Source organism: Lentzea sokolovensis, assembly GCF_033949975.1.
GTDB classification, from domain to species: Bacteria; Actinomycetota; Actinomycetes; order Mycobacteriales; family Pseudonocardiaceae; genus Lentzea; species Lentzea sokolovensis.
In genome coordinates, this window is record NZ_JAXAVU010000006.1 from 125180 (window position 1) to 139321 (window position 14142).

Genomic DNA, 14142 nt, shown 5'->3' on the forward strand with positions numbered 1-14142 from the left:
TTCTCGCATGACGCAGTACGTGGCCGCGATCGACCAGGGCACGACGTCGACCCGGTGCATGATCTTCGACCACTCCGGGCGGGTGGTCTCGGTCGACCAGAAGGAGCACGAGCAGATCTTCCCCAAAGCGGGGTGGGTCGAGCACGACCCGAAGGAGGTCTGGCAGAACACCCGCCAGGTCGCCGCGGGCGCGCTCGCGAAAGCCGATCTGTCCACTTCGGACATCGCTGCCGTCGGCATCACCAACCAGCGCGAGACGGCGTTGGTGTGGGACAAGAACACCGGTGAGCCCGTCTACAACGCCATCGTCTGGCAGGACACGCGCACCGACAAGATCGTGCAGAAACTGGGTGCGCTGGGCGGCGGCCAGGAGCGCTACCGGCAGAAGGTCGGCCTGCCGCTCGCGACCTACTTCTCCGGGCCCAAGGTCCGCTGGATCCTCGACAACGTCGAAGGCGCGCGAGAACGGGCCGAAGCCGGCGACCTGCTGTTCGGCAACATGGACACCTGGGTGCTGTGGAACATGACGGGCGGGGTGGACGGCGGCGTGCACGTCACCGACCCGACGAACGCGTCGCGCACCATGCTGATGGACCTCGACACGTTGCAGTGGGACGAGTCGATCGCTTCCGACATGGGCATTCCGATGTCGATGCTGCCGGAGATCCGTTCCTCGTCGGAGGTCTACGGCCAGGTGCGCGAACGCGGTGCGCTGGCCGGCGTGCCGATCGCGGGCATCCTCGGCGACCAGCAGGCGGCGACGTTCGGCCAGGCCTGCCTGTCACCCGGCGAGGCCAAGAACACCTACGGCACCGGCAACTTCATGCTGCTCAACACCGGCACCGAGAAGGTGATGAGCGAGAACGGATTGCTCACCACCGTCTGCTACAAGATCGGTGAGGCGCCCGCCGTCTACGCCCTGGAGGGCTCGATCGCGGTCACCGGTTCGCTGGTGCAGTGGCTGCGCGACAACCTCGGCATGATCTCCAGCGCGGCCGAGATCGAGGAGTTCGCCCGGTCGGTGGACGACAACGGCGGCGCGTACTTCGTGCCCGCGTTCTCCGGCCTGTTCGCACCGTACTGGCGTTCCGACGCCCGCGGCGCGATCGTCGGCCTGACCCGGTTCGTCAACAAGGGCCACCTCGCGCGGGCCGTGCTGGAGGCGACGGCCTTCCAGACGCGGGAGGTGCTCGACGCGATGAACGCCGACTCGGGCGTCGACCTGACCGCGTTGAAGGTCGATGGCGGCATGGTCGTGAACGAACTGCTGATGCAGTTCCAGGCGGACATCCTCGGCGTGCCGGTGATCAGGCCGGTCGTCGCGGAGACGACAGCGCTCGGCGCCGCCTACGCGGCCGGACTCGCGGTCGGGTTCTGGAAGACCGAGGACGAGATCCGCGAGAACTGGGCCCAGGACAAGCAGTGGGAGCCGCAGATGGACGAGTCCCGCCGGGCGTCCGAGTACGCCAACTGGAAGAAGGCCGTGAGCAAGACCTTCGACTGGGTCGAGGACTGAGTTATTGGTCGCTGCTCCGCAGACTCCGGCTCGTTCGCCGGGAAGCTGGTCATCCGCCCGCCGCTTCGCCCCGATTGGGCTTCGCCGAATCACGACGAAGAGGCGAACGGATGACCAGCGCGAACTCGCGAACCTCGCGAAGTCGCGGGCTCGCGGACGGTTACTGGGCTGGGGCTGGGGTTGCGTGCACGATCACGTTGTCGCGGGTGCCGCACGTGATCAGCCGCAGCCCCTGCTCGTCCTTGTCCCGCGCGACGGCCTCCGCGAAGAAGTCGTCGCGGATGATCCTCTCCGTGCGGGTCACGGTGAAGCGGGCGACCGAACCGTCCTTCTTGGACACTTCGACGACGTCGCCCTGCAGCAGGTCGTTCAGCCGGAAGTAGACGCCTCTGGCCTTGTTGCTCTCGATCCGGCCGACGATGATCCATTGCTGCGGTTGCGTTTGGTACCAACCGGCCTGCATGCCCTCGTTGGCGGGCGGCATCTGGACGACGCCCTGCTGGTCGAGGCCGAGCGCGACCAGTGACGACCGCACGCCGATCCGCTCGATCCGCAGCTCCTTCGGATCAGAGGTGCCGAGCGGTGACACCACCGGCGGCGGCGCGCTGTCGCTCGTCGCCGCCGACGGCTTCGGTGCGGGCCCCTGCGAACAGGCGGTGGCCAGCGTCAGACACAGCACCGCGATCAAGACACGAGTCCCCACGGACCCATTGACGCACATCTCGTGGGTCAGTTGCTCGTCCGGTCAAGACAGGATCGAAATGTGATCATGAACGTGTCCGCCGTTCAGACCAGCACGACGAGACCTGCCTGCGTCCGAAGTGGACGGTTTGGCCGACGTCGGCAGGGTGCGATCGCTCTACAGGGCGCCCGGGGGAATCACGATGCGCGGCGCCTTGGGCCTCGGAGTCCCCTTGATCGTGAACTCGCTGGTGAAGGGAACTGGCGACTCCGCACAGCGCAGGGTCGCGATGTAGGTGCCGGGCCTCGTGATCACTGTCGTCCTGCCCTCGGACCAACGCGGTTGGTCGTGGAGGTGGAGCGGTTCGGTGAAGCCGGGTGACGTGATGGGCCCCTGGGCGGTGCAGTGGTTCTTGATGAGCCTGGAGCTGATCTCTCCGCCCGGCTCGACGAGCGACGGGAAGACGCTCCAGCCGTTCAGGCCCGGTCCGTGCACGGTGACCTCGCCCGAGTAGGACCTGCCCGCGCACTCCGCCGTCGCGGTGTAGGTGCCCCACTGGCGGACGACCTGCGTGCTGCCGGTCGTGTTGCCCGAGTTGTCCGGCTCCAGCCGAGCGGGGCTGACGAAGCCGGGAGACGTGGCGGTGGTCGGCTCGTCGCAGCCCCGCAGCGTCACCGACACGGTGGAGCTCGGCATCGTGTACCGCAGATAGATGTCGAGATAGATGTCGTCCTGCGCCTGCGCGGCGGCCGGGACCACCGCGAACAGGCTCAGCCCTGCCAGCAGTGTTGCGATCTTTCTTCTCACGACTTCCTCCCCAGGGTCGTTGTGTCAAGGACACGCACGAGCCCGGGGAGTGGTTGCCCTGGTCAGTCCAGGTCGTCGTGACGCATGAGCTGGCGGCCGGCCTCGGTGATCGAGCCGGACAGCGACGGGTAGACCGAGAAGGTCGTCGCGAGGTGCTCGACGGTGAGCTGGTTCTGCAGGGCCAGCGCGATCGGCAGGATGAGCTCGCTCGCGTTCGGCGCCACCACCACACCACCGATGACCACGCCGGTGGCCGGGCGGCAGAACAGCTTCACGAAGCCGCGGCGCAGACCCTCCATCTTGGCGCGGGGGTTCGTGGCCAGCGGCAGCATGATCGTGCGCGCGGGCACCTCACCCGAGTCGATCGCCTGCTGGCTGATGCCGACGCTGGCGATCTCGGGGTTGGTGAAGACGTTCGCGGCGACGGTCTTGAGCTTGATCGGGCTGACACCCTCGCCCAGCGCGTGCCACATCGCGATGCGTCCCTGCATGGCGGCGACGGACGCGAGCAGCAGCACGCCGGTGCAGTCGCCGGCCGCGTAGACGCCGCTGACGTTGGTCCGGCTGACCCGGTCGACGGGGATGTACCCGCCACGCCCGAGCTCGATACCGATCTTGTCGAGGCCGATGTCGGTCGTGTTCGGCACCGAACCGACGGTCATCAGGGCGTGCGATGCCTCGATCGTGCGACCGTCTTCCAGGTGGATCAGAACGCCGTCTCCGGTGTTCTCGACCTTGTCCGCGCGGGCGTGCTTGACGACGGCCGTGCCGCGCTCGGCGAACACGTCCTCCAGCACCACGGCCGCGTCGGCGTCCTCGTGCGGCAGGACGCGGTCCCGGCTGGAGACCATCGTCACCTTCACGCCCATCTCGGTGTAGGCGCTGGCGAACTCGACACCCGTGACGCCGGAACCGATCACCGCGAGGTGTTCGGGCAGCTCAGGCAGGTCGTAGATCTGCCGCCAGGTGAGAATCCGCTTGCCGTCGGGCTCCGCGCCCTGCAACACGCGCGGCGTCGCACCGGTTGCGATGAGCACCACATCGGCGTTGAGGATCTCGTCGGAGCCGTCCGCACCGGTCGCCACGACCTGGTGCTGGGCGAGCCCGCGCGAGTCGTCGACGAACTTCGCGCGCCCGTTGATCAGCCGCACGCCCTCCCGCTGAAGGCGTGCGCGCACGTCCGCGGACTGGGCCAGAGCGAGGCCCTTCACCCGTCCGTGCACGACCGGGAGATCCACCGTCGCGAGTTCGTTGTGAGTCTGAATGCCCAGCTCACCGGCGTTGCGGAAGGCGCTGCGGGCCCCCGCGGAAGCGATGAAGGTCTTGGACGGCACGCAGTCGTACAGCACGCACGCGCCACCTGCCCCGTCGTTCTCGACGACGGTCACGTCGGCGCCGTGCTGCGCCGCGACCAGAGCTGCTTCGTAACCTGCGGGTCCGCCGCCGATGATGACGATGCGGGTCACGATCAGTCCCCTTCCACGGGCTTGTTGGGCGGCTCAACCGTACGCGTTGACCGAATCGACCGTGTCGTCAGTACCGAAAGCTGATCGTCGTGTCGCTACGCTGTCGGACGTGCCGCTCTATGCCGCGTACGGGTCGAACATGGATCCGAACCAGATGATGGAGCGAGCCCCGTACTCCCCGCTCGCGGGGACCGGCTGGCTCGTTGGATGGCGCATGACGTTCGGTGGCGAGGACCTCGGCTGGGAGGGTGCCCTCGCGACGATCGTCGAGGAGCCAGACCACCAGACGTTCTGCGTGCTCTACGACGTGTCGCCTCGCGATGAGTCGCGGCTGGACCGGTGGGAGGGTGCGCTCGGCCTGTACAAGAAGATCCGGTTGCGGGTGCAGACCCTCGAGGGGTCCGTGGTCGCCTGGCTCTACGTGCTGGACGCCTACGAGGGCGGGCTGCCGTCCGCCCGCTACATCGGGGTGGTCGCCGACGCGGCGGAAGCCGCCGGGGCGCCCGACGACTACGTGAACGACCTGCGGACCCGGCCCTGCTCGGGCATCGGGCCCTGATCCCGCGCTGAGGCTCCTGACCCGGTGGTCAGGAGCCCGCGGCCTCTGCCAGCAGTTCCACCAGGTGGTGGTGCATGCGCCGGTAGTCGACCGGCGTGATGGTCGACCACGGAGGCTGACCGTCCACCGCGCGGCGCATCTGCAGGTAGCGGCCCTTCGGCGTGTCGTAGAAGGCGACCACCCGGTCCGGGCGGACGCGTTTGCCCCACTTGTCGCGGGCGGCCGCGCCGAACTGGCCGCGGTTCGAGGCGTCCCGGACCATCTCGGCCAGCGTGTGGGCGTCGCCGGCGCGCAACGTCGTACTCAGCGCGGCCTCCAGGTCCTCCGGAGTCGCCGCTGAGGCCGCTGCTCCGTCCAGGTCCGCCGACGGCAGGGTGATGGAGTGGCCCTCGCCCGCCGGAGCGGTCGGCAGGGCGGTGAGGGCCTCACGAGGGAGGCCGTCGGCCTCCGCCGGGCGCAGGATCAGCTGGGTGCCGTCGAGAATCGCCAGCACGCCCGCCTGGCCCTTGCCCGCGGCCAGCACCCGGAGGCTGCGCTCGTTCAGCCACATCCGGGCGTCGATCTCCTGCTGCGGGCGGTTCAGGACGTGCAGCAGGTCTTCCAGGGTCGGGTCCAGGGAACGCGGGCCGCCGAGGCCGCGGGCGCCGAGCTGCAGCCAGACCCGGTCCTCGATGGCGCGGCGCTCCTCCGTGGTCTTGCCAGGTGAGGGCACCTTCAGGACGAGCGGCATCATCTCCAGGCCCAGGTGTTCCCAGAGGACGTCGAACTCCAGCGTGGAGATGATCACCGGGTCGCGCGTGTCGCTCGTCCCGACGTCCAAGCCGAACAGAGTCATCAGTCGGTCGTGCTCTCCCCGATGACGGGCAACGTGTAGCTGCCCACGCCGTAGATGTCGTCGCGCTCGCGGAGGTAGTCGGCGGCCTTGTGCTCCAAGTCCTCCTCTTCCTCGCCCTTGCGCCCGCCGCCCATGCCGCCGAACGGGTCGAACGACTGCGGCATCGGCACGGCCCTGCGGTGGACCTGGTCGCCGTTGTTCGCGGCGCCGACCGTGCCCATCGGGCCCATGGCGGAACCCGACGCGTTCGCGACACCGGCGGCGTGGCCCTGGTTCATGACCGTGCCCATGGCGGCACCGGAGGCCGCGGTCGCGCCGTCCTCCATCTGCTTGACCTCCTGGCCGTTGGAATTACCCGAACGGCTGGAGGTGCGCTGGCCAGGCAGGCCGACGCCCGCCGTGCCCGTGCCACCAGGACCGGTGGTGGTCGCCGTGACCGAGCTCTGCGAGCCCTTGACGGCGGGAGTCGTGCTGGTTCCCGTGCTCGACGTGCGCGTCGTGGTGCCCGGCGCGGGCGTGCCGCTCCGAGGCGGCGGGGCAGTGGTGCCGCGCGTGCCCGTCGGGGTGCGGCCGCGGGTGGCGCTGCCGCCGGTGCCGTTCGGGCCGACGCCCCAGACCGCGGCCGCACCCACCTGGGCACCACCGCCGTGCACGGTGCCGGAGCCGCTGATCTGCAGCTGCGGCGGCTGGGTGAACTGGCCGAGCGTCGAGGTGTTCGCGGTCGTGGACGACGCGTAGGTGGACATGACCTCACGGGCGCGGCGCTCGGCGGCGTCCTGGGCCGCCTCCTGCTTCTCGTGGTCGGTCTGGCCACCGAAGAGGTGGGTGATGCCGCTGACGAGGGCACCCGGCTGCTCCGCGGTCACGTTGACCGGCGCCGGCATGTCCGCGCGGGCCTTCGAGACGTACCCGGCCTGCAGTTCGGCCGAGTAGCGCATGACGTCCGAGCCGGTGCGGGCGCTGTCCGCCCAGGCGGCGATCGGGTTCAGGCCGGACTGCGCGAGGTCGGCGGCCTTGCCCTGCCACTTCGCGCCCGAGAGCGCGATGCCGGAGTGCAGGTCGTCGTTGATCTCGGTCAGCGCGGCCGACACGCCCTGCCAGCGCTCCATCGACGCGAACGACGCGGAAGCGCCAGGACCCGCGTGGATGCGCTCGTACAGTTCCTTGTGGCTGTAGCCCTGCCAGCGGTGATCAGCCATGGTCAGCACCCGCTCTTGTTCATCATGCCGGTGTTGTCGCCCTCGACCACGTTGTACTGCCGTTCGATCTGGTTGAGGTTGTCCATCGCGGTCTTGAGCTGCCGCTGGTAGTTCAGCAGGGCCTGCAGAGCCGAGTCCCCGTCCGCGATCGAGCGGTCGTTGAACTTCTCCGCGGCCTCCTGGCTGACCGGGTCACCCGCCCACGGGCGCACGCGGAACTCGGTGATCGCCATCTCGATCTGCTTGTCCAGCTTGATCAGGGCGGCCGAGAACGTGTTGCGCAGCGCCGGGATCGCCTCTGGCTCCACGTTCAGCTCGTGCGAAGCGGGCGGCGAGGAGTCTGCCCCGCTGCGTCCCCCTGGCGGCATGGTGGAACCTCCGGCGGTTGTACGTGCAAGCGCATCGACACTCTAACCACCGAAGGTAACGCTGTGGAGTGCGAACAGTGACATCCGCCCGAGTGGGTCAGCGCTTCTGGAGCAAACTGGCCATCGCCGCCTCTGCCACCCGCTGGGCGCCGAGGCAAAGATGATCTTGTTGCACGGCAGTGGAATTACCGCCGTCGCGGAACATGACGTCGAGGAACTGCCCATCGGCGACGTCTATTTCCACATTGCAGACGTCGTGCACGTCGGGTGTGCGGACAGTAATCGCCGCGAATCCCTCGATAGCGCTCACCGTGTAGTCCACCTGAGCGTTCTCCGAGAGCCACACGTCCGCGCCCGAGGCGAGCACCAGTGCGATCCTCGCCACATTCCCGCTCGTCGTGCTCCGGATCGTGCACGCCTTCGCGCTGCCGAAGCTCGGTTCGACGTACGCGCTGGGCGGGTTGTCGAGGCTCAGCGCCGTGCGCTGGTCGGCGGTCAGCACCGCGCAGGGGTCCACCTTGTCGAGCGGTACCGCGCGCGGCCGTTGCGGGAAGTCAAGCTGCGAGGGCGTCGTCGTGGGTGACGGCGGTGGGGGAGGCGGGGTGGTCAGCGCACTCTGCTGGGGCGCCGCCGTGCACCCGGCCAGCGCCATCGCGACGATGAGGAGCCCCGTGGTCCGCATGGCCGGTCACCGTAGCTGCTCGGGGAAGGGGTCCGACGCCAGCCGTGACCACAGCAACTGGTCTTCGCGCTGATCATCGACCATCGCCTCCTCGCGAAGACGACCCTCCAGGGTGAATCCGCACTTCTCCGCGACCCGCTGCGAGGCCGTGTTCGACACCGCGTGCCGGTACGTGACCCGGTGCACGTCCATCGCGCCGTAGACCCAGCCGAGCACGGAGTTCAGCGCGGCCGGCAGCACGCCCTTGCCGCGGTGCTTCGGCTGACTCCAGCACATCACCTCGGCGGACCCGAGGTGGTGGTCGACGTTGTGGATGACGATCCCGGCCATCACCTCGGCGGTGACGGACTCGCAGACCGCCCACGACCAGCGGTAGTCCTTCTCCCAGCCGTCGGTCATCAGCAGGACGAACGTCTCCGCGGACGGCGCGCCGTCCGCGGTCAGGCGCGGCATGTACCGCTTGGTCTCGGCGTCGGCGAATGCCTCGGCCAGCACCGGCACGTCGTCGATGCGGTCGTCGCTGCGGAAGGCGCGCAGGTAGTACTCGCCCGCGTTGATCTCAACTGGCTCCACGGCCAGCAGGCTAGTGGTGTGGCCTGGAACGTTGCCGGGTGGATCCGCGGTCAGACGGGTGCATCGTGGTGTCGCCCCCACGTCTTCGTACTGGTTGTACGGGGGCGTGGGGGCGGCGCCGCGAGGTGCCCTGCTGAGCGTGGATCCACCCGCCGACGAGCCGGGTCACACCACTAACTGTCGCTGGTGAAACCGTCGTGCCGCTCGGCCAGTTCGTCGAGCTCGGCGTGGTGCGCGGACGCCGGCAGACCGTCCGGCGCGGTGGTCAGCTCGACCACCCAGTCCACGTCCTCGGCGTCGTCCTCACCCGCCAGCATGTCCCTGTGCACGGCGCACGGGCCCCAGCCGGCCTCCAGCAACTCCGTCGCCAGCTCCTCGGCCTCGTCGCGGTCCGGCAGGACCAGCAGCACGGTCGGCGGGATCAGCTCCCGCACGGCCAGCGCCGTCCGCAACGCCGCCGTGTCCGGCACGTGCACGCCGTCCAGTCCTGCCGCCGTCGCCGCGGCCGCGTTCTCCGCGGTGTCGTCGCAGAAGACCGCGGTCGGGTGGCCGAGCTCGTCCAGCACCCTGCGGTAGATCGCGGGATCCGGCTTCGCGAGGCCGAGCCGGGACGAGTTGAAGACCGCGTCGAACTCGGCGTCGAGGCCGAGCAGCGCCAGGTCCGCCTCCAGCCGCGTGGTCGCGTTGGACAGCAACGCCACAAAACACTGCCGTCGTGCGGTGCGGACCAGCGCCAGCGCCTCGGGGATCACCTCGCCGGGGTCGGCCGCGAAGTCCGGGCCGACCGCCTGCCGCCACTGCTCGTCGGAGATCTCCCCGGTGACCGCGCGGTGCAGCAACGACGGCTCGAATGCTCTTGCGGCCAGCTCCGCCGGCATCGGCGGGAACCTGCGCACCACACCGTCGAGATCGAGCAGCAGCAAGGGTTTCAGCGCCGGCGTCCGTTCCACTGGCCCCACAGGATCGCCACCGCGGGGATGAGCAGGAAGATCAACGGGTTCTTGACGAAGGCGAAGAACACGATCGCCACGGCCACACCCACGACGGGGATGACCGCGCCCTCCCACCGGCGCGCGGGCGCCCTGACGGGCTCGTTGAACATCGGCACGGGCGCGACGAACTGCGGCCGCGGATCAGGCAGGTCGTAGAACAACGCCATCAGCTCGCCGCGGGTCTTCGCGGTGGTGATCTTGGCGGACCGGTCGCCGTACTCGTTGATGTCGATGCGGCCCGCGCTCATGTGCTCACCGAGCACCTGCAACGCCTGCTGACGCTCGGTGTCACCGATGCGGATGTCCCTGCTCGGGTCGCTCACGAACCAATCGTAGGTGAGCGACCCGGCCGGTCAGTTGGCAAGCGCGCACATCACAGCCCGCCACTTCGCCTCGCCGCGAGTGTCAGACCCGCTGAGTACGTTGGGTCGCGGGGGACCCAACGCCCAAGGGGACCCTTGCGCGAGCCTGCGAGCTCAGTCCTTCAGCTCGCAGATCACGGTGCCCTGGGTGATCGGGTCGCCGGGCGCGGCCGCGAGACCCGTCACCGTGCCGGCCTTGTGCGCCGTCACCGGGTTCTCCATCTTCATGGCCTCCAGCACCACGATCAGGTCGCCCGCCTCGACGGTCTGCCCGTCCTCGACGGCCACCTTCACGATCGTGCCCTGCATCGGCGCCGCCACCGCGTCACCCGACACGGCCGCCGAACCGCCGCCCGCGCGCTTGGTCTTCGGCTTCTTGGCAGCGGCGGCGGCAGGCCGGGAACCGACGGCGAGATCGCCCGGCAGCGACACCTCCAGGCGACGCCCGCCGACCTCGACCACCACGGTCTGGCGGGGCGTCTCTTCCTCCGCCGCTTCGGCAGCACCGGCGAACGGCGCGATCTGGTTGTCGAACTCCGTCTCGATCCACCGCGTGTGCACGGTGAAACCCTCGGGCTTCTCGGCGGTGAACGCCGCGTCCCGCACGATCACGCGGTGGAACGGCAGCACCGTCGCCATGCCGTCGACGACCATCTCGTCCAGCGCGCGCCGCGCACGGGCCAGGGCCTCGTCGCGGTTCTCGCCGGTCACGATCAGCTTGGCCAGCAACGAGTCGAACTGCCCGCCGATCACCGAACCCGACTCGACACCGGCGTCCACGCGGACACCGGGACCGGACGGCGCGATAAACGTCGTCACCGTGCCGGGTGCGGGCAGGAAGCCTCGACCGGCGTCCTCGCCGTTGATCCGGAACTCGATGGAGTGCGCGCGCGGCGTCGGGTCCTCGGTGAACCGCAGCTTCTCGCCGGCCGCGATCCGGAACTGCTCGCGCACCAGGTCGAGGCCCGTCGTCTCCTCCGACACCGGGTGTTCGACCTGCAGGCGCGTGTTGACCTCCAGGAACGAGATCGACCCGTCCATCCCGACGAGGTACTCGACGGTGCCGGCGCCGTGGTAGCCCGCCTCCAGGCAGATCGCGCGAGCCGACGAGTGGATCGTGGCGCGCTGCTCGTCGGTCAGGAACGGCGCGGGCGCCTCCTCGACCAGCTTCTGGTGGCGGCGCTGCAACGAGCAGTCGCGCGTACCGACGACGATCACGTTGCCGTGGGTGTCGGCGAGGACCTGCGCCTCGACGTGGCGCGGCTTGTCCAGGTAGCGCTCGACGAAGCACTCGCCGCGGCCGAACGCCGTGACGGCCTCGCGGACCGCGGAGTCGAACAGTTCGGGGATCTCTTCGAGAGTGCGCGCGACCTTCAGGCCACGGCCGCCACCGCCGAACGCCGCCTTGATCGCGACCGGCAGGCCGTGCTCGGAGGCGAACGCGATGATCTCGTCCGGCCCGTTGACCGGGTCCTTGGTGCCGGGCACCAGCGGCGCGCCCGCGCGCATCGCGATGTGCCGCGCCGTCACCTTGTCACCGAGGTCACGGATCGCCTGCGGGGTCGGGCCGATCCAGACCAGCCCGGCGTCGATCACGGCCTGCGCGAACTCCGCGTTCTCGGACAGGAAGCCGTAACCGGGGTGCACGGAGTCGGCGCCGGACTGGGCGGCGGCCGCCAGCACCTTCTCGAACGACAGGTAGCTCTCGCCGGGAGTGTTGCCGCCCAGCGCGAACGCCTCGTCGGCGAGTCGCACGAACGGGGCGTCGCGGTCGGGTTCGGCGTAGACGGCGACGCTCGTCAGACCGGCGTCACGGCAGGCGCGGATGACCCGGACGGCGATCTCACCGCGGTTCGCGATGAGGACCTTGCGCAGCGACACGGCGTCGTACCTCCTGCTGGACCGGTTAATTACGGCTCTGGCTGGTGCCGCAGTCTACGGAAATCGACGAACTCCGAGAGGGAGAGACGGCTCACTTCACATCAATCGTGAGCCCATCGGCCACAATCTGCGACGTGGGTGTAACCAGGTCCGTGCAGGTGATCGCCATCGTCGCTGTCGTGGTCGTCGTCGCGGGGCTGACGTTCGCCTATTTCCGGAGGCCGAACAACACCGATTCAGGTCAATCCGGCACCGACCCCGGAATGCGCTGCGGTACCACCGTCTGCCAGGTCGTCATCGGCAAATCGGTCGGCAAGGACCTCGTGGAGCTGCTCGCCGGAACCGGCGGCGGGAGGATCAGGGTGACCGGCGAGTCGGGCCCGTACATCTTCGAGATGACCATCGCGGAGTCCGGCGCGACGGTGACCGCCGAGTCGCTGGACTGCCGGGCGGCGGCGATCAGCGTGTGCCTCGTGCGCGGGGACGCCGGCGGCAAGGTGCTCGGCGAGGTGCTGTTCCGCAAGGACGGCACGTGGTCGCGCGCGCAGGCCGCCTATCTGTCCAGTGCGGGTTACCTCGGGCTGCACGACGTCAACGAGGACGGCACGGCGGACATCGTCTCGGCCCAGCGTGCCTGCGACGGCCAGTGCAACGACGCGTTCGTCCAGGTGTTCTCGGCCCTCGGCGCGAACGTCGGCTGCACGACGCCGGCACCGGCGCGGGAGCAGCTTCCAGGCTGGCCCGCACCGGTGCCGAAGTTGTCGCAACTACGTCCGTGCGCTGACAGTTAGGCGTTGACGAGGTCCTTCTCCGCCGGAGCGGCGGGCTCCTCGATCAGGTTCTCGCTGCGCGCCACCAGCACCGGCACGGTGATCTGGCCGGCCACGTTGGTCGCGGTGCGCATCATGTCGAGGATCGGGTCGATCGCGTAGACCACGGCCACACCGGTCGCGATCACGGCCGGCGGCAGGCCGACGACGCTCAGCGTCAGGGTGAGCATCGTGTACCAGCCGGTCGTTCCGGCCGTGGCCAGAGCGCCGAACACGGCCACGAGCACGATGCCGACGTACTGCCACACCGAGAGCTGGATGCCGAACAGGTTCGCGATGAAGATCGTCGCGACGGCCGGGTAGACCGCGGCGCACCCGTCCATCTTGGTCGTGGTGCCCAGCGGCACGGCGAAGTTCGCGTACTCCTGCGGGACGCCGAGGTCGGTGGCGGCCTTGCGGGACAACGGAAGCGTGGCACCGGACGAGCGTGACACGAACGCGAACTGCAGCGCCGTGCCGGCCTTGCGGAAGAACTCGACCGGCGAGGTCTTGCCGACGAACTTCAGCAGCACCGGGTAGACGACGAACAGCACCAGAGCGGAACCGAGGTACACGGCCAGGATCAACGAGAACAGCGGCTTCACGAACGCGTTGCCGTAGGACGCGACGGCGTTGCCGATGAGGCCGAAGATGCCGATCGGGGCCAGCAGGATGATCCAGCCGACGACCTTCTGGATGATCTCGAAGAACGACCTCACGAGGTTCGTGAACGGCGCGGCCTTGTCACCGAGCGCGTAGGCGGCGAAGCCGACCAGCACCGCGATGAACACGACCTGCAGCACGTCGCCCTCGGTGAACGAGCTGAAGATGTTGGTGGGCACCAGGTTGTCGAGCAACGCCTGCCACGAACCGGAAGCGCGCTTGGCGAGCTTGTCGACGGCTCCGGCGGCGGGTTCGATCTGCACGCCCTGACCGAGCCGCAGGACCGAGGCGACCGCGATGCCGATCAGCACCGCGATGAACGACGTGATGGCGAACCACAGGAACGTCTTGCCGCCGAGACGGGCTGCCGTGCGGCCGCCGCCGAGGTTCCGCAGCGACGCGATGCCGACGACGATCGCCGTGAACACCAGCGGGATGACCGTCAGCTGCAGCAGCGACGTGAACGTGGAGCCGATCTTGGCGAGGACGGGCGCGAGCCACGTGCCCTTGCCGAGCCAGCCCGCCAGCGCGCCGAGGACGAGCGCGCCGAGAACTGTCAGTCCGAAGACCTTGGGCTTGCGGTATGTCTGAACGAGCGACACTGGAACATCTCCTGGGCAGGGATGAGCGAAAGGGGGCGTCGGAAGCGGTCAGCTCCGACAGCCCGTGCTCGTCCTGCGTGCCAGGTCGATGTTCCTGCGACGCGTCAAGTACTCGTTCACCGCTAGCCCCCAACGCCGGCGTCAGG

Annotated in this window: 15 protein-coding genes; 3 read left to right on the plus strand and 12 right to left on the minus strand. The window is 69.2% G+C overall.

The genetic code is table 11. The features are described 5' to 3' along the window. Positions 1 to 7 precede the first annotated feature (7 nt). The gene (glpK, locus tag SK854_RS11860; RefSeq protein ID WP_319975109.1) at positions 8 to 1516 is read left to right on the plus strand and encodes a glycerol kinase GlpK; all 1509 of its coding nucleotides are present in this window, start codon (positions 8 to 10) and stop codon (positions 1514 to 1516) included. Positions 1517 to 1676: 160 nt separating this feature from the next. Here glpK and SK854_RS11865 read toward each other — a convergent pair whose 3' ends face one another. The 3 genes from SK854_RS11865 to SK854_RS11875 form a co-directional block, all read right to left on the minus strand. Beyond that, positions 1677 to 2219 (minus strand): sortase domain-containing protein, encoded by a 543-nt coding sequence (locus SK854_RS11865; RefSeq protein WP_319975110.1) that lies wholly within the window; start codon positions 2217 to 2219, stop codon positions 1677 to 1679. A gap of 156 nt (positions 2220 to 2375) precedes the next feature. Next, positions 2376 to 3005 carry a hypothetical protein gene (locus SK854_RS11870; protein WP_319975111.1) on the minus strand — a complete coding sequence of 210 codons (630 nt, stop codon included), beginning with the start codon at positions 3003 to 3005 and terminating at the stop codon, positions 2376 to 2378. A gap of 62 nt (positions 3006 to 3067) precedes the next feature. Then, the gene (locus tag SK854_RS11875; RefSeq protein WP_319975112.1) at positions 3068 to 4471 is read right to left on the minus strand and encodes an NAD(P)H-quinone dehydrogenase; all 1404 of its coding nucleotides are present in this window, start codon (positions 4469 to 4471) and stop codon (positions 3068 to 3070) included. Positions 4472 to 4580: 109 nt separating this feature from the next. Between SK854_RS11875 and SK854_RS11880 the strand changes: the two genes are divergently transcribed. After that, positions 4581 to 5030 (plus strand): gamma-glutamylcyclotransferase family protein, encoded by a 450-nt coding sequence (locus SK854_RS11880; protein ID WP_319975113.1) that lies wholly within the window; start codon positions 4581 to 4583, stop codon positions 5028 to 5030. Positions 5031 to 5058: 28 nt separating this feature from the next. Here SK854_RS11880 and SK854_RS11885 read toward each other — a convergent pair whose 3' ends face one another. The 8 genes from SK854_RS11885 to SK854_RS11920 form a co-directional block, all read right to left on the minus strand. Continuing rightward, a complete protein-coding gene (locus tag SK854_RS11885; RefSeq protein ID WP_319975114.1) occupies positions 5059 to 5865 on the minus strand; it encodes an ESX secretion-associated protein EspG in 807 nt (268 codons plus the stop codon). Further along, positions 5865 to 7064: a PPE domain-containing protein gene (locus SK854_RS11890; RefSeq protein ID WP_319975115.1), complete on the minus strand. Its 1200-nt coding sequence runs from the start codon at positions 7062 to 7064 to the stop codon at positions 5865 to 5867. The genes SK854_RS11885 and SK854_RS11890 overlap by 1 nt, the downstream gene beginning before the upstream one ends. A 2-nt stretch (positions 7065 to 7066) precedes the next feature. Continuing rightward, positions 7067 to 7432, minus strand: coding sequence for a transcriptional regulator (locus tag SK854_RS11895; RefSeq protein WP_093591718.1), 366 nt, complete (start codon positions 7430 to 7432; stop codon positions 7067 to 7069). 97 nt (positions 7433 to 7529) lie between these two features. Beyond that, complete coding sequence (locus tag SK854_RS11900) at positions 7530 to 8114, minus strand: DUF3558 domain-containing protein (RefSeq protein WP_319975116.1); 585 nt, start codon at positions 8112 to 8114, stop codon at positions 7530 to 7532. A 6-nt stretch (positions 8115 to 8120) separates the two neighbouring features. Then, positions 8121 to 8687, minus strand: coding sequence for a GNAT family N-acetyltransferase (locus tag SK854_RS11905; protein ID WP_319975117.1), 567 nt, complete (start codon positions 8685 to 8687; stop codon positions 8121 to 8123). Between the two features lie 173 nt (positions 8688 to 8860). After that, on the minus strand, positions 8861 to 9637 hold the full coding sequence (locus SK854_RS11910) for an HAD-IA family hydrolase (RefSeq protein WP_319975118.1): 777 nt from the start codon (positions 9635 to 9637) through the stop codon (positions 8861 to 8863). Continuing rightward, complete coding sequence (locus SK854_RS11915) at positions 9616 to 10002, minus strand: DUF1707 SHOCT-like domain-containing protein (protein WP_319975119.1); 387 nt, start codon at positions 10000 to 10002, stop codon at positions 9616 to 9618. Before SK854_RS11915 ends, SK854_RS11910 begins: the two co-directional genes overlap by 22 nt. A gap of 153 nt (positions 10003 to 10155) precedes the next feature. Then, on the minus strand, positions 10156 to 11922 hold the full coding sequence (locus tag SK854_RS11920; protein WP_319975120.1) for an acetyl/propionyl/methylcrotonyl-CoA carboxylase subunit alpha: 1767 nt from the start codon (positions 11920 to 11922) through the stop codon (positions 10156 to 10158). Between the two features lie 134 nt (positions 11923 to 12056). Between SK854_RS11920 and SK854_RS11925 the strand changes: the two genes are divergently transcribed. Then, positions 12057 to 12713, plus strand: coding sequence for a hypothetical protein (locus SK854_RS11925; protein ID WP_319975121.1), 657 nt, complete (start codon positions 12057 to 12059; stop codon positions 12711 to 12713). On the opposite strand, the gene SK854_RS11930 is transcribed toward SK854_RS11925, so the two are convergent. Then, entirely contained in the window at positions 12710 to 13996 is a 1287-nt protein-coding gene (locus SK854_RS11930; protein ID WP_319975122.1) for a dicarboxylate/amino acid:cation symporter, read from the minus strand. The genes SK854_RS11925 and SK854_RS11930 overlap by 4 nt on opposite strands. Positions 13997 to 14142: the final 146 nt, after the last annotated feature.